Origin of the sequence: Kibdelosporangium banguiense (assembly GCF_017876405.1) — a bacterium.
Lineage (GTDB): Bacteria > Actinomycetota > Actinomycetes > Mycobacteriales > Pseudonocardiaceae > Kibdelosporangium > Kibdelosporangium banguiense.
Genome location: NZ_JAGINW010000001.1, coordinates 3296421 through 3314040 on the forward strand (window position 1 = coordinate 3296421; position 17620 = coordinate 3314040).

Genomic DNA, 17620 nt, shown 5'->3' on the forward strand with positions numbered 1-17620 from the left:
CCATCCACAGCCAGGACCCGCCGCCACCCAGAACTGTCGCCCCTGCTGTCTAGGCTGGATTCCAGGGGCGGAGGCCGCCGGGGTGTGGCTCCTGACGTCGACAGGCACTGTGGAGATCGCTGTGAACAAGGCTGCAACGCCGCATGCCGCTGCGGTCAATAAGAGGCCGTGCACAGGATGAGTGATCTCGACGGGTTGCCGGCTCTGGCGGAGCTGTACGACGAGTACGCGCGACCCCTGCACGGCTATCTGTCCAAGCGCGTTGGGCCGGATGTCGCGGACGACCTGGTCGCTGAGACGTTCCTGCTGTTATGGCAGAACCGTGAGCGTTACGACCCGTCCCGGGCGAGTCCGCGGGCGTGGTTGTACGGCATGGCCAGCAATGTGCTGCGGGGCCATGTTCGTACCGAGGTCCGGCGTCTGCGGGCATGGACACGGCACGGTGCTCGGGAGGTGCCTGGCATCGACCTGAGCAGCCGGGTGGTGGACATCGCGGACGCGGCGACGCTCGCCGGCAAGCTGGCTGCTGCCGTGGCCAAGCTGCGGGTCGAGGAGCGTGACGTGCTGCTCATGGTCGCGTGGGGCGACCTGGCTCCCGTCGAGATCGCAGAGGTGCTCGACGTCCCAGTCGGCACCGTGCGCAGTTGGTTGCACCGAGCCAGAAGCCGGCTGCGTGGACTGGTGGACACCGAGGAAACCATGGACGATCAGGAGGTTGAGCGCCATGCGTCACGATGAGGACCGGGTTGATTTCGCCGTGCGGGACTTGGCGCCGGACGTGCCGCCGATGTCGGAGACGAACTTCGATGCCGGACGCGACCGAGTGCTCGCGGGCGCCGCAGGTGTGCAGTCTCCGCATCGGCAGCCGCGGCGATGGATCGGTGCGGCGGCCGCCGTCGCAGCGCTCACGGCCGGCACCATGGCCGTGATCAACTTCAGCGATTCCGGGCTTACGCCCTCCGCCGATGCGGTGACGGTCCTGAACACCGCGGCGGACATGACCGTGAACGCCACGGACAGTCCAGTCGGGTCCGGCCAGTATCGGTACATCAAGAAGAAAGAGTCCAGGTGGCTTGGGGTTGTGCTGCACGGGGCCCTCGACGCCAACTGCTGGTACCGGTACGAACAGACCGAGGAGACCTGGATTCCGGCCGACCGTGACCAGGACTGGCTGCGCCGCACCACCCACACCGAACCACTGGAGACCAAGTCCTGTACCAAACAGGAGGCCATGGACGCGCCGTTCTACTTCAACGAGGTCACTCCATGGGAGTCCCGCGCGAAGAACGGGAAGTTCACCTTGCCGGACCTTGTCCCGCCCAAGCAAACCGCACCGCCGCGTTCGGTTCCGGACGGCGCGCTGCCACTTGGCGTCAACATCGACAAACAGGAACCTGCGCCGCCGATTCCGGTGAGCATCCTCAATCCCACACCAGAGTTCCTGGCCGGGCTGACGCGTGACCCTCAGCAGTTGTTCGTTCTGCTCAGGGACTCGACATGCCTGGCTGAAGCCTGCGCATTCCATGCCGCGCAAAGCGTTCTCGGCACCGGAGAGATCCCCGGCGACCTACGAGCCGCAATCTACCGTGCACTCACCAAGATCCCCGGCATGACGACCGTCGACAACCTGGCCAACCTGGACGGCCGAACCGGCATCGCAATCAGGGTCAGCGACTCGCAGTGGAAGTGGACCAAGGACATGATCGTCGACCAGAGTACCGGTGACTACATCGGTGACCGAACCCTCCAAGACACCTCAGCCGGCAAGCTACTCGACTCCAGCGCGGTGACCATCGGCGTGGCCGACGCCATCGGAACCCCACCGGCCCGCTGACCGGAGGAAACGAACCCGCTCGCGATCAGGGCGAGCGGGTTCCCTCAGCTGTTCAGTTGTCGAGGCGGCCTGGGGCTGGGTCGGCTTGGATCTTCGTTGTGTCGAGGGGTGCCATGGTTGTGGCTTGGGGGATTGCGCCGACGATGGGGATTTGGGCTGAGGTTTCGCTCAGGTTGATTGTCACGCGGGGGAGTTGGGCCGGAGACGGCGTCATGGTGCTGTCGGTGCCGGCGATCACCAGTGCGAGCCTATGGCCGCGAGGGACAGTCCAGTCTGTTGTGGACAGTCTGAAGGTGATGGTGTACTTGGTTCCTGGGGTCAGTGTGCGGGGTGTGCTCAGGGAGGCGTAGTTCGCGAGGTCCGCCCAGCCGCGGGCGATTACCTGGGCGTCCACTGATGCGGTGGTGGGCTCGGTGTCCCGGTAGCAGGCGTCGTCGCCGGTTCGGTTTTCGCCCCAGCAGGATTCTGTTGTCAGGGTTCGGATTCCCTCGCCGGTTGTGCTGCGGGAAGTGGCGGGGCCGTAATCCACCAGGTAGGCCGACAAGTGGGCTGAGGAGGTGGAAGGCGTTGCGGCGACGGTAATCCGGGAAATGCCGGCGACTCGTAGGTCTGAGGTCAAAGCTCCTGTGCTGTAAAGCACGCGGCGGGTGGAAGTGGCATTGGGGGACGCAATGTAGGAGGTTGGCGTTCCGGAGCCGTTGTCGGTGAACGCGGAAGTCGAGCTGCCTGGGGAAGAACTCAATGTGCCGACTCCGGCGACAGAACCCGCGACCGGATACACCGTTTGGCGCTGGGTTCCGGAGGGCGGCCAGGTGGCTGTGTCGCTCCACTGGTCGACGCCGCGTTCGACCGAAACCCTGGGTTCGTTCTCGATTCCGTTCGGGATGTCCAGCAGCCACCTGTCGAACCAGCGGTGCAGGGTCTGGACCCATTCCGCGCGACGGAAATCGAACGGGTCGATGTGGCCGGTCTGCGACAGCCAGAGTTTGCGGGGCACGGACGCCGGGAGCGCGTCGAGCCATTGGCCCCAGTTGATGGACTTCACGTTCAGGTCCGCACGCCCGTTGACCGAGAACACTGCGGCCTTCACGTTGCCCGCATTGCGTACGTAATCACGCTGCTGCCACATCGGTGTGAAGTCGCCATTCGAAGGTGCGCCCGAAGTCATCTCGGAACGTACTGCCGCGCAACGAGACTGGGCATTCGCGTTCTCGAAACCGGACGCAAGACTTGTCGGGGTGCCGAATCCGCGGAATGAAACACCGTCCGACCGGAACCAGTCGTACCAGGAGCTGATCGCGGCAATGGGAACGATTGTGCGTAGTCCGTCCACCCCGGTGGACGCCACACCTTGCGTAATACTGCCGTCCCAAGACTTACCGATCATCGCGGCGGCACCTGTGGACCATGAAGCCGAAACCGTGGAACCGCCGGACACGGCCGAATACCCGGTCGCGCGGCCGTTCAGCCAGTCGATCACCGCCTTGCCCGAAGCGACCTCGGACCGCCCACCGGTGTCCATGCACCCCGTGGAACGCGAAGACCCGCTGAAGTCGATCAGAGCCACCGCATATCCGCGCGGGACGAAGTAATTGTCGTAGAACAGTGGGAATTTCACCGGCTTGCCCGCGGAGTCGTACGACTTCCGCTCGGATTCGTTGCCACGCCCGGAGGTCGCGTAGTACGGGCTGGCGTCGATGATCACCGGTACGCGGTCGGTCGTGGCCGGCCGGATGATGTCGGTGGCCACGCGGTCACCCACGCCGTTGCTGTCCAGGTCGAGTCCGATGTCCACCCAGACGGTCTCCCGGACGGCGTCGGCGAACGAGAACACCGGCTGCGTAACGCCGTCCTTGATGACGTACGCCGGCTGCGCGGCCGAGGCAGGCACGACGACCAGTCCCGACAGCAGCCCGATCAGACTCAACGAACAGGCAGTCAGCCAACCACGAAGTGACATACCGGGCACGCTAGGTCAAGCGCGTGCCCGGATGTCAGAGCCGAAAGTTGTTGCCAGTTACCGAGGAAATCCCGAGGCCCGCCACGCGCCCGGCCCCGACGGCAGCGACACCCGCATCCGCCTGGCCGGGTCCGACCAGGCGGACTGAGGCGGCTCCTCGGCGGCAACGGAAGGCGCGGGAAGCGCGGCCACGACAGCGGTCAACGCGGCCAGTTCGATGTCGTCTGGCGTGCCCCGCACGACCCGGAGCAGCGGCCTGTCCGAAGCTGTCATAGCGGGATGTTCCCATGCTTCTTGGGCGGCAACGTCTCACGCTTGTCACGCAACATGCGCAGCGAACGTGCCACATAGCCACGCGTATAGGAAGGCGGAATGACGGAGTCGACGTAACCACGCTCAGCCGCCGCATACGGGTTGAGGAGCGTGTCCTCGTACTCCTGGACGAGCTCGGCACGCAACGCCTCGACGTCCTTACCCTCGTCTGCGGCCTTGGCGAGCGTCTTACGGTGCACGATGTTCGCCGCGCCCTGCGCACCCATGACGGCGATCTGCGCCGTCGGCCACGCGAGGTTCATGTCGGCGCCGAGGTGCTTGGAGCCCATGACGTCGTACGCGCCACCGAACGCCTTGCGCGTAATGACGGTGACCTTCGGAACGGTCGCCTCGGCGTACGCGTAGATGAGCTTCGCGCCGCGACGGATGATGCCGTTCCATTCCTGGTCCGTACCCGGCAGGAAGCCTGGCACGTCTACGAACGTCAGCACCGGCACGTTGAACGCGTCGCACGTACGCACGAACCGCGCTGCCTTCTCCGACGCGTCGATGTCCAGGCAACCCGCGAACTGGGTGGGCTGGTTGGCGACCACGCCGACCGCACGCCCTTCGACGCGGCCGAAGCCGACCAGGATGTTCGGTGCGAACAGCTGGTGTACCTCAAGGAATTCGCCGTCGTCGAGCACGCGGGTGATGACCTCGTGCATGTCGTACGGCTGGTTCGGTGAGTCCGGGATCAGCGTGTCCAGCTCGCGGTCGGTGTCGCTGAGGATGTCCGCGACCGAACCGTCGCCGGTGTCCTCACCTGGGAAGACAGGCGCGTCGGACAGGTTGTTCGAGGGCAGGTACGACAGCAGTTCCTTCACGTAGGTGACCGCGTCGTCCTCGTCGGAGGCCAGGTAGTGGGCGTTGCCGGACTTGGTGTTGTGCGTCCGCGCGCCGCCGAGCTCTTCGAACGTCACCTCCTCGCCGGTCACGGTCTTCACCACGTCCGGCCCGGTGATGAACATCTGCGACGTCTTGTCGACCATCACCACGAAGTCCGTCAGCGCGGGCGAGTAGACGTGCCCGCCCGCGTTCGCACCCATGATTAGCGAGATCTGCGGGATCACGCCGGACGCACGCGTGTTGCGCATGAAGATCTCGCCGTACAGGCCGAGCGAGACGACGCCTTCCTGGATCCGCGCGCCGCCGCCCTCGTTGATGCCGATGATCGGCCGGCCGGTCTTGATCGCCAGGTCCATCACCTTGACGATCTTCTCGCCGTAGACCTCGCCGAGCGCGCCGCCGAAGACGGTGACGTCCTGGCTGAACACGCATACCGGGCGGCCGTCGACGGTGCCGTAGCCGGTCACCACGCCGTCGCCGTACGGCCGGTTCTTCTCCAGGCCGAAGTTCGTGGACCTGTGCCGGGCGAGTTCGTCCAGCTCGACGAAAGAGCCCGGGTCGAGCAGCATGTCGATCCGCTCACGGGCGGTTTTCTTGCCTTTGGCGTGCTGCTTCTCCACCGCGCGGGCCGACCCGGCGTGCACGGCCTCGTCGTTGCGGCGGTAGAGATCCGCCAGCTTGCCTGCCGTCGTGTGGATGTCCGTGTTCGTGTCGGCACCCGGTGGCGGCCCAATGGGCTGCGACGCACTGCTCATGGGCTGGCACTCTAGCCAGGCGCGCCGTCCCGGGGATTCCCGCCGTTGCGCTCGTCACCATCTAGGGTTCTCGGTGTGGACGTAGATGTGCTAACCCGACGCTTGGTGGAACCGAACGGCCCCTATTCGGGCATAACGGTCGTCGACAGCACTGAGTCGACAAACGCGGATCTGGAAGGCGTCAACGCCCCCGACCGCACAGTGCTGATTGCGCGTGAGCAGACCGCAGGTGCGGGCCGTCGTGGCCGTGAGTGGACGTCGCCGCCAGGCGGTTTGTATATGAGCGTGTATTACGAGCCTGGTGTGCCCGCGGTACGCGTACCGTGGCTGACCCTGCTCGCGGGGGTTGCCCTCGCCAACGTCGCCGACGAGGCAGGCGTGCAGTCCGCGCTCAAGTGGCCGAACGACCTGTTGCTCGGTCCCAAGCAGCGCAAAGGCGCGGGTGTGCTGGCCGTGACCAAGGAAAAAGGCGTCGTACTCGGCATAGGCCTGAACGTCGGCGCCGTCGACGCGCGGCTCGGCCCTGGCGGTATCGAGGCGACATCCCTGATAGCGGAGGGCGCGCACCAGCTCGATCTCACCGAACTCGCGACGAGCTTGCTGCTTGAGCTGGACAAATGGGAGCGGCCGTGGCGCGAAGCCGAGGGCGACCCGTTCGCCAGCGGCCTGCACGAGGAGTACCGCAAGCACTGTCTGACGCTCGGCCAGGACGTACGCGTCGAGCTGTCAGGTGACAAGGAGCTTGTCGGTACCGCGCGCTACCTCGAGACAGACGGAACGCTTGTTGTGCGTGACGCCGAAGGGCACGACCACTCGGTACCTGCCGGCGACGTGGTTCACCTTCGGGCCTCTTAAGACTCTGCGACACTGGACGTACCCGCCAGCGGTACGGTACGTGCGTCATCACCAGGTACGGGAGGACACCGTGGCCTATCCAGACGACCTGCTCAGCGACGGCGAGCGTGTCGTGATCCACAAGCACCCGCATTGGAAGATGCTGCTGCTGCCGTACATCGTGCTGGTAGTCACGCTCGGTGTCGGCATCTGGCTGACGATCCTGGCACAGGACCTGTCGTGGAGCATGGTCGCGATGATCGCGATCGGTGTCGTGGCGCTGGTCCTGATCGTGTGGCTGTTCCTCGTGCCGTTCGTGCGGTGGCGCACCACGCACTTCATCGTCACCACCGACCGGGTGATGGCGCGGGAAGGCCTGATCAACCGGACCGGGATCGACATCCCGCTGTCGCGGATCAACAGTGTGCGCTTCGAGCACGGCCTGATCGACCGGATCGTCGGCTGCGGCACGCTGATCATCGAGTCGGCGTCCGACGAGCCGCTGGAGTTCGACGACATCCCGCAGGTGGAGAAGGTGCACTCGTTGCTGTACCGGGAGATCAACGACAACCCGGACGACGACTTCAAAGCACAGCAGCGCTATCAGCAGCAGCCGCCGGTGCAGGGCAGCTGAATGGCCGCCGCGGGCCTGCCGGACAAGGTCCCGTCGCGCACCGAGCTCCCGGCCGAGATCACGATCTGGGAGGTCGGCCCGCGCGACGGGCTGCAGAACGAGAAGTCGGTCGTGGACGTCGGCGTGAAGCTGGAGTTCATCGACCGGCTTGGCCAAGCGGGCCTGCGAACCATCGAAGCGACCAGTTTCGTGCACCCGAAGTGGGTGCCCCAGCTGGCGGACGCGGCGCAGCTGCTGGCCGGTCTGTCCAAACGGGACGGAGTCCGGTACCCGGTCCTGGTGCCCAACGACCGGGGTCTGGACCGGGCGCTGGAAGCGGGCGTCTCGCACATCGCGATCTTCGCCAGCGCGACGGAAACGTTTGCGCAGCGCAATCTGAACCGGACGCTCGACAGTCAGTTCGAGATGTTCGACCCGGTGGTGACGCGGGCGCGCGAGGCGGGCCTGGAGGTCCGTGGGTACCTCTCGATGTGCTTCGGCGACCCCTGGGAAGGCCCGGTTGCTCTCAAACAGGTCGTTTCCGCAGGTCAGCGCCTGCTGGACATGGGCTGCTCGCAGTTGTCCCTCGGCGACACGATCGGTGTGGCCACGCCAGGCCAGGTCGAGGCGCTGATCGCGGGGTTCTCCTCGCCGGACGCCCTGGCTGTGCACTTCCACGACACATACGGTCAGGCCCTGGCGAACACGCTGGCCGCCCTGCAGTGCGGCGTCTCCACAGTGGACTCGTCAGCCGGCGGCCTCGGAGGCTGCCCGTACGCCGAGTCGGCGACGGGCAACCTGGCGACCGAGGACCTGGTCTGGATGCTGGACGGACTGGGCCTGTCACACGGCGTCGACCTGACCAAGCTGGTCGCCACCAGTGCCTGGATGGCAGGCAAACTGGGCCGCCCGAGCCCGTCCCGCGTCGTGCAGGCCGTGTTTGATCAAGGGTGACCTGCGCACCTTCCCTGTTGATCGGTTCGCCGCCTTGCTTCGCGCTCTCTAATCTCGGGACGTACGGATCCGCAAACCGCTGGAACCGGGACGGGACCTGCCACGTCCAACGCGTGACGGGGCAGTGTGAGGGCGAAGCGGAGGTGGCCGTGGCTACCGACCATCGGGCGCAGGTCGAGGAACTCCTTGCCGATTACCGGCGCAGCCGTGAGCAGCTTGCGTCGATGCAGCAGACACTCGCGGCCATCAGCGAGACGGTGACCAGCTCGGACGGCACCGTGACCGCGACTGTCGGCGCGCACGGCACACTGACCGGGTTGACCATCTCGGATCAGGCGTATCTCCGATATCGGCCGTCAGATCTGGGCAAGCTCATCGTCCAGACGGTCGCGACGGCGACCACCAAGGCGTCTGAGACGGCCAATCGGACTGTCAGTCCGTTGCTTCCCGTGCAGACGGATCCGGCCGCGTTGCTTGGCGGGCGTGCTGACCTGACCGCGGCGGAGGTCGCGCCGCCGGGGCGGCATCGCTCGGAGGACGACAGCTTCGAAGACGTCAGCTGGCTGGACAACCCGAGGGGGCGGGTGTGAAGGACGGCTTTCTGACCGATCACGAACGGCTCGCCCAGCATGCCGGTGACTTCGGCGGCCTGGCGGAACGGGCCGCGGCCCTCGCGGGGGAGTTGAGCCGCACGCTGGACGAGCTCGGCAGCCCGTGGGGGACCGACGACGTCGGCCAGAGTTTCGCGGCCGTCTACTCCGGGCCGTCGCAGGAGACGCGCAGGAACATCGACGCGGCGTCCGGCCAGCTCGGCGACATGGGCGACCGGCTGACCACGATGGCCGCCGCCTACCGGGACGTCGATACGGGCGCGTCGAGAGATCTTGGGGCGGTCTGACATGGGCATCGAGTTGCCTGCGGAACTCGCCGACGTGGCGGCGCAGACCGGCGTCAAATGGCCCGAGGCCGACGAGGACAAAATGCGCGAGACCGCGCAGGCCTGGCGGCAGACCGGCGCGAAGATCACCGCTCTGATCAGCGACGCGGACACGACCGCCCGCTCCGCGCTTGGTACCACCGAAGGCGAAAGCGCCGACGCGGCAAGAAAACACTGGGGAACCTACGTCCAGCCGGACACCGGCAAACTGACCTCGATGGCCCGCGGCTGCACCAAGGCCGCCGACCAGCTCGACCACGCCGCCATCCAGGTCGCCGACGCCAAACTGGCCATCGTGCAGAACCTGGTCCCGCTGGCCAAGAACAAGGACGTCGCCGAGCACGCCGCCGCCTCCGGCCACCCGACCGCCCTGCTCGGCCTCGACACCGCGATCAAAGGCACCGCCGCCAACGTCGCGAACGTCCACTCCACATTGGTCACCGCGGTCCAGCCCATCTCCGGTGCGACTGTCGACGCGGTCCAGCCCATCGTCAACCCCAACCCAGGGCAACACAGCACAGGGTTGCTGCCCGGTGATGGCGCGGTGCCCAGCCATCCAGGGCCCGGTGAGCACGGCAAGGGCTTGTTGCCCGGTGTGGTTCAGCCGGTCGTCGACGGTGTCGTGGGGCCGGGCGATCATGGCCAGCGGCCAGGTGTTCTTCCTGGTGTGGTGGACGCCATGACGGGTGGTCCCAGCAGCCATGGCGGTGTGGTGCCCGGGGCTGTCGACATGGTCGGTGGCGGCCATGCCGGCATGCCGGGTCCTGTCCCGGACGGCGGCGGCCACATGATGCCTCCGGCCGGCGGCGTGATCGATCATCATGCGGTAGATCCCGCGACTGGGCCGATTCCAGCGCAGGACAGGCCGCACATCCTCCCTGCGGACGCACCCACACCACCTGCGGGCATCCCGCGGCCGGACCACGTTGTGCAAGCCGCTTCCGCAGCGGCAGTCCTAGACGCTCCACCGCCCCCTGTGCAGCAAAGCCCGCCACCGGTCAACCAGCCGGTCGCGCCACCTCCGCCCGCCAGTGGCGGGCCGTTCGTGGGTGGTGGCCCGACGCCTCCGCCACCGGCCGCAGCCGTTCCTCCTCCTGTTGCGGGGCAACCGATCCCGGGACAGCAGCCGCTCGCGGCGGGGCCGGCGGTGCAGCGTGGCCCGGCGCCGGTTGTGATGCCCGTCGAGCCGGCCCGGCAGATGCCCGCGGCGGTGGCGGGAATGGCGGTGCAGCAACCGGATGCCGCCGGCGGCAGGTATCAGGAGCGCGACACGGTCATCGCGATCTGGCTGGTTCGGATGTTCCCGATCGGGCACATGCCGATCGCCGCGGACCGGCCGTCCCGCCAGCTTCCGCCGCCCAGTCCCGAATTCGACTACGCGGCCGGGATGCGGTTCGAGCCCAACGATCACCCTCAGGCTGATCTGATCGACGACGCCGAAGCTCTGGCGTGGGCGCTCGATGGCGGCGACGCTGTGGAAACCGGTCCGCCGCAAGAACATGAGCTGGCCGAGGGGCACGATCCCCTTGCCGGGCAGAACGAACGCGACTGGGATCGCCGGTTCGTCGTGCGCGCGGGCACCGGCCGGGACACGCTCGACACCGAATACGCCTGGCCGCCAAGCGAACTCTTCCCCGAAGGCGTGACGGCCCCAGGTGAACCGGAAGTCCTGGAGCCGGGCACGGTCATCGACCGGTTCGGCACGCCCGAAGGCCGCGTTTTCGCCGCCGTGGACACCACTTTCACACAACGGAGCCTGCCGCCGTCGCATGTGAACGCCGAGTACCGCCGGTACCGCGTACTGAAGCCGCTTCCCGTGTGGCGCGGGATTTCCGCCGCGTGGTTCGGTCAATCCGGTGGTGGCGTGCGATTGCGGACGGTTCACCCGGCGCTCGACCTGGTCGCGCTTGGCTACCTTGCTGAGGAGAGAGATGAAAGCTGAGTCGATCACCGGCTGGCTCGGCGCGGTAGGCATCCCGCCGGAGCTGGTGTCGGTCGGCACCGAGGCCGACAACGCCTGGTGCCTGATCCGTGCCGACGACCCGGACGAGAACGGCACTATCGCCTGGGAGGTCTTCTGGCGTGAGCAGGGCAACCGATACGACTGGGCCCGGTTCACCAACGAACAGGTCGCTTGCCATTACCTGTTCGGCCGGCTCACCTGGGCCCAGGTCGCACGTGGAGCAGTCGGGATTCTGAAAGCCGATTAGACACCGAAGAAAAGTGAGATGCCCGCGATCAGGGCAGAGGCTGGGGCGACGGGCGTGCCGGAAGCTGGTTGACGAGTGCCAGCGCGGTCACGAGGCGCGGCACGATTTCGGCTGACCAGAAGAAGGTGTGGATCACCGATCGCTGGTGCGCCAGGCCGTGCAGGCCCAGCCACAGCGCGACGGCGTCGGTGGCAGGATCGGTGCTTGCCGAACGGCCGGCGGCGGCGCAGTCGGTGAGGACATCGGCGAACAGCTGCAGGATGGGAACGTCGAGATCGCGCTGTCCGGCCAGGCTGAACATGGTGCGGTAGCGCTGAGGGTGCGCGGCGGCGAAATCGAGGTACGCGTGGCAGGCGGCGTACAGGCGCTGCGCGGTGTCCTCGCCCGCGGCGATCACCGCTGCCTCGAGATGGTCGGTCAGTTCGGCGAAGGCCGCGTGGACCACCGCACGCAGAATGGCCTGCTGGCAAGGAAAGTGCGGGTAGATCGAGGGGGCCGCGATCCCGGCCTCGCGGGCCACGGCTCGCAGGGTCACGGCGCGTTCGCCACCCTGGTCGAGCAGGCCGGTCGCCGCCGCCAGGACATCGGCCCGCAGGCGGACGCCTTCGCCCCGGCGGTTGCGCAGGTGGCCCATGACGTCACGGCGTGGCGACGATGACGACCTTGCCCAGGACGGTCCGGGATTCGGCCAGCGTCAGCGCGGAAGCGGCGTCGGTGAGCGGAATCCGGGCGGCGATCTGCGGAGTGATGACGCCATCGTCGACCAGCTTCAGGACCTGGGTGAGGTCCTCGCTCAGCCGGGCGCGGAAGGCCGTCCGGCTGAGGCGCTTGCCCGCCCAGAAGTTGTAGAAGTACGCGCTTTTGCCGTTGGGTAGGGAGTTCCACGTCATCAGCTGCGCGAAAAGCTTGAGCACGGGCAGTTTCGAGTTGCCCTCCTCGTTTTTCGTCGCCGCGGAGCCGTACTGGACCAGCGTGCCGCCGCGGCGCAGCAGCCGCCACGACTGCGTCAGACCGGGGCCGCCGACGTGGTCGAACACCGCGTCCACGCCTTCGGGGGCGAGCTTGCGGATCTGCTCGTACATGTCCGGGTCGCGGTAGTCGACCGGGATCGCGCCCATGGCGCGCACCGACTCGTGGTGGCGCGCCGAGGCTGTGCCGATCACCCTGATCCCGGCGTGCCGGGCCAGTTGCACGAGCGTGGACCCGACACCGCCGTTGGCACCCAGCACCACGATCGTGCCACCGGCACGGACTTTGGCCTTGCGGTGCAACATCTGCCACGCGGTGACGCCGTTGACGGCCACGGTCTCCGCGGCGGCCGCGTCCACGTTGTCCGGCACCGCAACCAGATCCGCGGCCTCGACCAGCAGATGGCTGGCCCACCCACCGACCTTGATGACTGCGGCGAACCTGCGTCCGGCCAGCGCCGAATCCACGCCCGGCCCGGTGGCGACGACCGTGCCGACCACGTCGTAGCCCGGCACGAACGGGAACGGCGGCTGGTCGTAGTACTTGCCCCGGCGCATCTGCTGCTCGGCGAACGAGACGCCGGTCGCGTCCATCCTGAGCACAACCTGCCCGGCGGCGGGGGCCGGCAACTCGCGGGTGCGGATCTCCAAGCCGTCCGGCTCGACAGTGCCTGGCAGGACGATCTCGGTGGCTGCGCTGGTCACAACGTACTCCTTAAGGCTTCGCTCGTTTGCTTACAGATGTAAACCTACAGTCGTTAGTCGTCGGCCCACAAGAGGTTACAGCCATAAACTTCGCGGTGTATGGTTACGGCGTGGAGAACACAGGAGTGCGCAGGCGCAACCGCCGTGGTGAGGGAGGCAAGCTCCGCGAGGAGATCATCGCCGCCGCCGTGGAACTGCTCGACGAACAAGGCGACGAACGTGCGATCACGCTGCGATCGGTCGCTCGCCGGATCGGAATCGCCGCCCCCTCGATCTACCCGCACTTTCCCGACCAGCCGGCGATCATGCTCGCCGTCGTGCGCCAGGAGTTCGACCGGCTCTCAGCGGGTCTGCGTGCCGCCGCGGAAACCGGCGGCGACGACCCGCGGCAGCGTCTGCTCGCGGTGTGTCACGCCTACCTGGAGCTGGCTCAGAACCATCCCGAGCGCTACCGCACCATGTTCGGCGGCCTGTGGATGCCGGCTCTGGGCGAAAGTTCGATCACCGCGGAGGATCTGATCGCGCTGGGCACCGAGTCACTGCAGATCCTTTCCGGCGCCCTCGGCGACTGCGTCAAAGCCGGCCGGGCCACCAGCACCGACCTCTTCAGCGACGCTGTCGCACTCTGGCTGGGCCTGCACGGACTGGCTCACCAGCGCGCCGTGACCCGTGCGTTCCCGTGGCCGGAAGACATCGCCGAGCGCATGATCAGCGCGCTGGCTCACCTCAACGACTGAGCTTGCTGAGGGCCGCGTCGTGTAGATGTCCGTTGGTGGACAACGCCGAGCCGCCCTCGAACGTGGCAACGCCGGACAAATCGGTGAAACGGCCGCCTGCTTCCTCGACGAGCACCTGCAGCGGCGCCACGTCCCACGGGTTCACGATGGCCTCGGCGGCGATGTCGATCACGCCTTCGGCCACCAGGCAGTGCTGCCAGAAGTCGCCGAACGCGCGGTTCTCCCAGCAGGCGTCCACGAGCCGCAGATAGGCCTCCCGTGAGTGGTACTCCACCCAGGAGCCCAAGTGTGTTGTGGACAGATATGCGTCGTCCAAACTGGACACATCGGACACGCTCAGCTTGCGTCCGTCGTCAGTGAAAGCCCCATATCCGGCAGCCGCCCACCAACGCTTGCCGAGAGCGGGCGCGCTCACCACACCCACGACGGGCTTGCCGTCTGTGACAAGTGCGATCAATGTCGCCCAAGCGGGTACTCCGCGCAGAAAATTCTTGGTGCCGTCGATCGGATCCAGCACCCATGTCCGGCCCGCGCCCACGGTCCCGCCGCGCTCCTCGCCGGCCACCGCGTCATCCGGAAAAGACTCCTTGAGCAGGGCACGGATCGCGTCCTCGACCGCGGTGTCCGCGTCGGTCACGGGGGTGCGGTCGGGCTTGCGGCTGACCTTCAGGTCCAGCGAACGGAACCGGGCGGAGGTGATGGCGTCCGCCGCGTCGGCAAGACGCAGTGCGAACTCAAGGTCGGATGACACCTACCTGATGTTGCCAGGCCTACAGTGGTCACCGTGAGTGTGGTGCTGCTGGCCGAGGACGACTCGGCGATCGCAGACCCGTTGTCACGCGCTCTGCAGCGTGAGGGCTACGCGGTAGAGGTCGTCACCGACGGGCTGAGTGCGTTGGAATTCGCCGACGCGGGTCGTGCCGACCTGCTCGTGCTGGACCTGGGCCTGCCCGGAATGGACGGCCTGGAGGTCTGCCGCAGGTTGCGCTCGTCCGGGCGCGGGCTGCCGGTGCTGATGCTGACCGCCCGGGCCGACGAGGTCGACTTCGTCGTCGGCCTGGACGCCGGCGCGGACGACTACGTGGCCAAGCCGTTCCGGCTGGCCGAACTGCTGGCCCGGATCCGGGCCCTGATGCGGCGCCAGGCGCCCGGCGCGGTCGAGGTCAACGGCGTGAAGATGGACCTCGCCGCCCGCGTGGTGACCGTGGACGGCCAGGAGATCACCTTGGCCAACAAGGAGTTCGAGCTGCTGCGCGTGCTGATCCAGCGAGCCGGCCAGGTCGTCACCCGCGAGGAGATCCTCGCCGAGGTGTGGGACGACACGCCGGAACGCAAGACCAGCAAGACGCTGGACATGCACATGTCCTGGCTGCGCCGCAAACTCGGCGACCTCGGCCCGCGCGCCGCGGAACGGCGCATCGCCACGGTCCGTGGCGTGGGCTTCCGATTCAACTCCGACTAGGACATGCGCAGACGGATACTGCTGGCGATCCTGCTGGCTGTCGCGGTGACCACCTGTGCGCTGGGCATCCCGCTCGGCTACACGGCGTTGGAGCTGGTGGAGACCCTGACCACGGAGGATCTGCGGACCCGGGTCCAGCAGATCGGGCTGAAGCTGGACGACGACCTGGCCAACAACCGGGAGCCGACGATCACCGACGTCGAGTCGGTGGTGCCGCCGAAAGGGCGGCTGATCGTCACGCGCCCGGACCAGCCGCCCGAGATATTCGGCCCGGACCCTGGCCAGGACTATCTCGCCGAGCAGATCGAGATCCTGCGCCAGGGAACCGTGACCGTGCAGATCCCTGCGGCGCCCACCCGCGCCCGGCAGACGCAGGTCGCCGGGCTTGTCGTGCTCGTCATCGTGCTCACGATCGCCATCGCGACGGGCGTCGCAATCGTGACGGCAAGACGGTTGGCGCAGCCACTCGGGCACGTCGCCAACCGTGCGGGACGCCTGGGCGCAGGCGACTTCCGGCCCGATTCGCGGCGCTACGGGGTAGCTGAGCTAGACCGTGTCGCCGAGGCCCTGGACACCTCCGCAGGTGCGCTGGCGGAGCTCGTACAGCGGGAACGCGATCTGGTCGGAGATGTCTCGCACCAGCTGCGTAGCCGGTTGACAGCGCTGCAGTTGCGGCTCGAAGCCTTGACGCACACGACTGACGACGAGAACAGAACCGATGCCATGGCGGCTCTGGAACAGGCTGAACGACTCGGTGACGTCCTCAGCGAGCTGCTTGCCGCAGCCCGTGAGGCGCGTGCAACCGACGCGGAGCCGTTGGACCTCGCGGCGGCGCTCCCGGCGATTGTGGGCGAGTGGCGAGAGCCGTTGCGTTCCAAGGGACGTGCGTTGCGCCTACGCGTACACGGCCGTCCATTGGCCAAGGCGACGACAGCACGGCTACGGGAAGCCATAGGCGTGCTGTTGGACAACGCGCTACGGCATGGTGCAGGACCGGTGTCGTTGGCCGTGCGGGGCGGTGACGCGACCGTCGCGATCGAGGTGTCAGACGGTGGCAACGGTGTCCCTGACGAGCTCGTCGCGCACATCTTCGACCGCGGTGTTTCCGGAGTCGGGTCGACAGGCGTCGGGCTCGCATTGGCTAGGGCGCTCGTCGAGTCTGACGGCGGACGGCTGGAACTGTCGGTCTCGCGCCCTGCCACGTTCACGATCTTCCTACCTGTGCCGCGCGTTGACGATGTGCGCGGCGTGCGTTGGCCCGCCGAACGGTCGCCGCGCTAGGAGTCGTCGCGCACGATCCGGGGCCGCGCGTTCGCCTCGGGGAACACCCAGCGCCGGAATCCCCAGAACCGGAAGAACATCGCCAGCAGCATGCCGATCACCGACCCGGACATGAAGTCGGCGACCTCCTGCACCCAGCGCTCCACGTGCGGCACCTCAAGGTCCAGCACATAACGCGAGACGTACGGCGGCACCAGGTTGATGGCCACACCACCACCGCTGATCAGGAAGAACAGCGCGGCTTCGTGATGACGCTCGCGCCCGCCCCGAGTCCGGAACGACCACTCACGGTTGAGGATGTAGGACACGATCGTGGCGATGATGACGGCGATCGCCTTGGCCGTGATCGGCTTGCTCTCCAGAACAGTCAGCTTGAGAAAGAACCAGATGCCGTTGTCGATGACAAACGTGGTACCGCCGACGATCGCGAACTTCAGCAGTTCGCGGTGCCGGATAAGCACAGAACGCAACGGTTCTGGCACTTGGGCCAGCACGCTCTCGACTATCGACACTTCCGCAGTCTACGGACGGAAATGCCGCAGCACTTGACACGCTACGCAGCGCGCTGTTCCTCATCGTCACGCACAGCACGCAACCGACGGGCCGCACGCGCCTCGCCCGTACGGGCGTTGGCCTCGGGGAAAACCCACTTCTTAAAGGCCCACCAGCGGAACACCATCGCGAGCAGCGTGCCGAGGATCATGCCACTGAGAAAGTCGGCGATCTCCTGAGTGACGAGGCTCACATTCGGAACCTTGAGGTCCAGGACATAGCGGGAGATTCCCAGCGGCAGCGAGTTCAGCCCGACGCCGATCCCGCTGATCAGGAAGAAGAGCGCGGCCTCATGGTGGCGCTCGCGCCCGCCGCGAGTGTGAAACGACCACTCACGGTTAAGGATGTAGGACACGATCGTGGCAATGATGACCGCCACAGCCAAAGCCGTGACCGGGTTCGCATTCAGGATCGTGAGTTTCAACGTGTAGTTCACAACGTTGGTCACGGCAAAGCAGACCGCGCCGACCACGACGAATCTCAGCAGCTCCCGGTGCTTGAGCACAATCCTGCGCACAGGCTCGGGAATCCGCGCGAGAACGGTCTGCACAAAGGCCATGGAGCCAGACCCTACTGATCGCCATTCGGCCGCTTGACAGCAGCTCCCGATCACTGTGCGCCTACACACACGGGCCTGACCCCATGTGCGTGCTTCGT

General features: G+C 66.9%; 20 protein-coding genes. 12 read left to right on the top strand and 8 right to left on the bottom strand.

What is annotated here, in order from left to right:
• The first annotated feature begins 177 nt into the window (after positions 1-177).
• Together JOF56_RS15780 and JOF56_RS15785 are read left to right on the top strand one after the other, a co-directional pair.
• Positions 178-738: an RNA polymerase sigma factor gene (locus JOF56_RS15780; protein ID WP_209638485.1), complete on the top strand. Its 561-nt coding sequence runs from the start codon at positions 178-180 to the stop codon at positions 736-738.
• Positions 725-1834, top strand: coding sequence for a CU044_5270 family protein (locus JOF56_RS15785; RefSeq protein WP_209638487.1), 1110 nt, complete (start codon positions 725-727; stop codon positions 1832-1834). The genes JOF56_RS15780 and JOF56_RS15785 overlap by 14 nt, the downstream gene beginning before the upstream one ends.
• A gap of 52 nt (positions 1835-1886) precedes the next feature.
• Here the strand turns inward: JOF56_RS15785 and JOF56_RS15790 are convergent, their stop codons facing one another.
• The 3 genes from JOF56_RS15790 to JOF56_RS15800 are packed head-to-tail and all read right to left on the bottom strand — an operon-like array spanning position 1887 to position 5710.
• Positions 1887-3794 carry a Xaa-Pro dipeptidyl-peptidase gene (locus tag JOF56_RS15790; RefSeq protein ID WP_209638489.1) on the bottom strand — a complete coding sequence of 636 codons (1908 nt, stop codon included), beginning with the start codon at positions 3792-3794 and terminating at the stop codon, positions 1887-1889.
• Positions 3795-3851: 57 nt separating this feature from the next.
• A complete protein-coding gene (locus JOF56_RS15795) occupies positions 3852-4067 on the bottom strand; it encodes an acyl-CoA carboxylase subunit epsilon (RefSeq protein WP_209638490.1) in 216 nt (71 codons plus the stop codon).
• The gene (locus JOF56_RS15800) at positions 4064-5710 is read right to left on the bottom strand and encodes an acyl-CoA carboxylase subunit beta (protein ID WP_209638493.1); all 1647 of its coding nucleotides are present in this window, start codon (positions 5708-5710) and stop codon (positions 4064-4066) included. Before JOF56_RS15800 ends, JOF56_RS15795 begins: the two co-directional genes overlap by 4 nt.
• Positions 5711-5785: 75 nt before the next feature.
• Between JOF56_RS15800 and JOF56_RS15805 the strand changes: the two genes are divergently transcribed.
• From JOF56_RS15805 to JOF56_RS15835, 7 genes are all read left to right on the top strand, one after another.
• Positions 5786-6565: a biotin--[acetyl-CoA-carboxylase] ligase gene (locus JOF56_RS15805; protein ID WP_209638495.1), complete on the top strand. Its 780-nt coding sequence runs from the start codon at positions 5786-5788 to the stop codon at positions 6563-6565.
• Positions 6566-6635: 70 nt separating this feature from the next.
• Entirely contained in the window at positions 6636-7178 is a 543-nt protein-coding gene (locus JOF56_RS15810) for a PH domain-containing protein (RefSeq protein ID WP_209638497.1), read from the top strand.
• Positions 7179-8111, top strand: a complete 933-nt coding sequence (locus JOF56_RS15815; RefSeq protein WP_209638499.1) for a hydroxymethylglutaryl-CoA lyase — start codon at positions 7179-7181, stop codon at positions 8109-8111.
• Between the two features lie 149 nt (positions 8112-8260).
• Complete coding sequence (locus JOF56_RS15820) at positions 8261-8701, top strand: YbaB/EbfC family nucleoid-associated protein (protein ID WP_209638500.1); 441 nt, start codon at positions 8261-8263, stop codon at positions 8699-8701.
• Positions 8698-9009 (top strand): WXG100 family type VII secretion target, encoded by a 312-nt coding sequence (locus tag JOF56_RS15825; protein ID WP_209638502.1) that lies wholly within the window; start codon positions 8698-8700, stop codon positions 9007-9009. The genes JOF56_RS15820 and JOF56_RS15825 overlap by 4 nt, the downstream gene beginning before the upstream one ends.
• 1 nt (position 9010) lies before the next feature.
• Positions 9011-10990, top strand: coding sequence for a TNT domain-containing protein (locus JOF56_RS15830; RefSeq protein ID WP_209638504.1), 1980 nt, complete (start codon positions 9011-9013; stop codon positions 10988-10990).
• Positions 10980-11258, top strand: coding sequence for a hypothetical protein (locus tag JOF56_RS15835; RefSeq protein WP_209638506.1), 279 nt, complete (start codon positions 10980-10982; stop codon positions 11256-11258). The genes JOF56_RS15830 and JOF56_RS15835 overlap by 11 nt, the downstream gene beginning before the upstream one ends.
• 28 nt (positions 11259-11286) lie before the next feature.
• Here the strand turns inward: JOF56_RS15835 and JOF56_RS15840 are convergent, their stop codons facing one another.
• Both JOF56_RS15840 and JOF56_RS15845 read right to left on the bottom strand, forming a co-directional pair.
• Positions 11287-11892, bottom strand: coding sequence for a TetR/AcrR family transcriptional regulator (locus JOF56_RS15840; RefSeq protein WP_209638508.1), 606 nt, complete (start codon positions 11890-11892; stop codon positions 11287-11289).
• 4 nt (positions 11893-11896) lie between these two features.
• Positions 11897-12931, bottom strand: coding sequence for a medium chain dehydrogenase/reductase family protein (locus JOF56_RS15845; protein WP_209638510.1), 1035 nt, complete (start codon positions 12929-12931; stop codon positions 11897-11899).
• A 110-nt stretch (positions 12932-13041) separates the two neighbouring features.
• Here JOF56_RS15845 and JOF56_RS15850 point away from each other — a divergent pair, with 110 nt between their 5' ends.
• Complete coding sequence (locus JOF56_RS15850) at positions 13042-13668, top strand: TetR/AcrR family transcriptional regulator (RefSeq protein WP_209638512.1); 627 nt, start codon at positions 13042-13044, stop codon at positions 13666-13668.
• On the opposite strand, the gene hisN is transcribed toward JOF56_RS15850, so the two are convergent.
• On the bottom strand, positions 13658-14419 hold the full coding sequence (gene hisN, locus JOF56_RS15855; protein WP_209638514.1) for a histidinol-phosphatase: 762 nt from the start codon (positions 14417-14419) through the stop codon (positions 13658-13660). The two genes, JOF56_RS15850 and hisN, sit on opposite strands and share 11 nt — an antisense overlap.
• A 33-nt stretch (positions 14420-14452) precedes the next feature.
• Between hisN and JOF56_RS15860 the strand changes: the two genes are divergently transcribed.
• Positions 14453-15130, top strand: coding sequence for a response regulator transcription factor (locus JOF56_RS15860; protein ID WP_209638516.1), 678 nt, complete (start codon positions 14453-14455; stop codon positions 15128-15130).
• Between the two features lie 3 nt (positions 15131-15133).
• Entirely contained in the window at positions 15134-16411 is a 1278-nt protein-coding gene (locus JOF56_RS15865) for a sensor histidine kinase (RefSeq protein WP_209638518.1), read from the top strand.
• Here the strand turns inward: JOF56_RS15865 and JOF56_RS15870 are convergent.
• Both JOF56_RS15870 and JOF56_RS15875 read right to left on the bottom strand, forming a co-directional pair.
• A complete protein-coding gene (locus JOF56_RS15870) occupies positions 16408-16923 on the bottom strand; it encodes a GtrA family protein (protein ID WP_209638520.1) in 516 nt (171 codons plus the stop codon). The genes JOF56_RS15865 and JOF56_RS15870 overlap by 4 nt on opposite strands.
• 41 nt (positions 16924-16964) lie before the next feature.
• Positions 16965-17522 (bottom strand): GtrA family protein, encoded by a 558-nt coding sequence (locus JOF56_RS15875; RefSeq protein ID WP_209638522.1) that lies wholly within the window; start codon positions 17520-17522, stop codon positions 16965-16967.
• Positions 17523-17620 lie beyond the last annotated feature (98 nt).

Bases quoted from the DNA above. Each gene is read 5' to 3' on its own strand.
- JOF56_RS15835 (WP_209638506.1), top strand. From the start codon at position 10,980: ATGAAAGCTGAGTCGATCACCGGCTGGCTCGGCGCGGTAGGCATCCCG.
- JOF56_RS15830 (WP_209638504.1), top strand. From the start codon at position 9,011: ATGGGCATCGAGTTGCCTGCGGAACTCGCCGACGTGGCGGCGCAGACC.
- JOF56_RS15780 (WP_209638485.1), top strand. From the start codon at position 178: ATGAGTGATCTCGACGGGTTGCCGGCTCTGGCGGAGCTGTACGACGAG.
- JOF56_RS15795 (WP_209638490.1), bottom strand. From the start codon at position 4,067: ATGACAGCTTCGGACAGGCCGCTGCTCCGGGTCGTGCGGGGCACGCCA.
- JOF56_RS15790 (WP_209638489.1), bottom strand. From the start codon at position 3,794: ATGTCACTTCGTGGTTGGCTGACTGCCTGTTCGTTGAGTCTGATCGGG.
- JOF56_RS15840 (WP_209638508.1), bottom strand. From the start codon at position 11,892: ATGGGCCACCTGCGCAACCGCCGGGGCGAAGGCGTCCGCCTGCGGGCC.
- JOF56_RS15875 (WP_209638522.1), bottom strand. From the start codon at position 17,522: ATGGCCTTTGTGCAGACCGTTCTCGCGCGGATTCCCGAGCCTGTGCGC.
- JOF56_RS15815 (WP_209638499.1), top strand. From the start codon at position 7,179: ATGGCCGCCGCGGGCCTGCCGGACAAGGTCCCGTCGCGCACCGAGCTC.
- JOF56_RS15785 (WP_209638487.1), top strand. From the start codon at position 725: ATGCGTCACGATGAGGACCGGGTTGATTTCGCCGTGCGGGACTTGGCG.
- JOF56_RS15865 (WP_209638518.1), top strand. From the start codon at position 15,134: ATGCGCAGACGGATACTGCTGGCGATCCTGCTGGCTGTCGCGGTGACC.
- JOF56_RS15800 (WP_209638493.1), bottom strand. From the start codon at position 5,710: ATGAGCAGTGCGTCGCAGCCCATTGGGCCGCCACCGGGTGCCGACACG.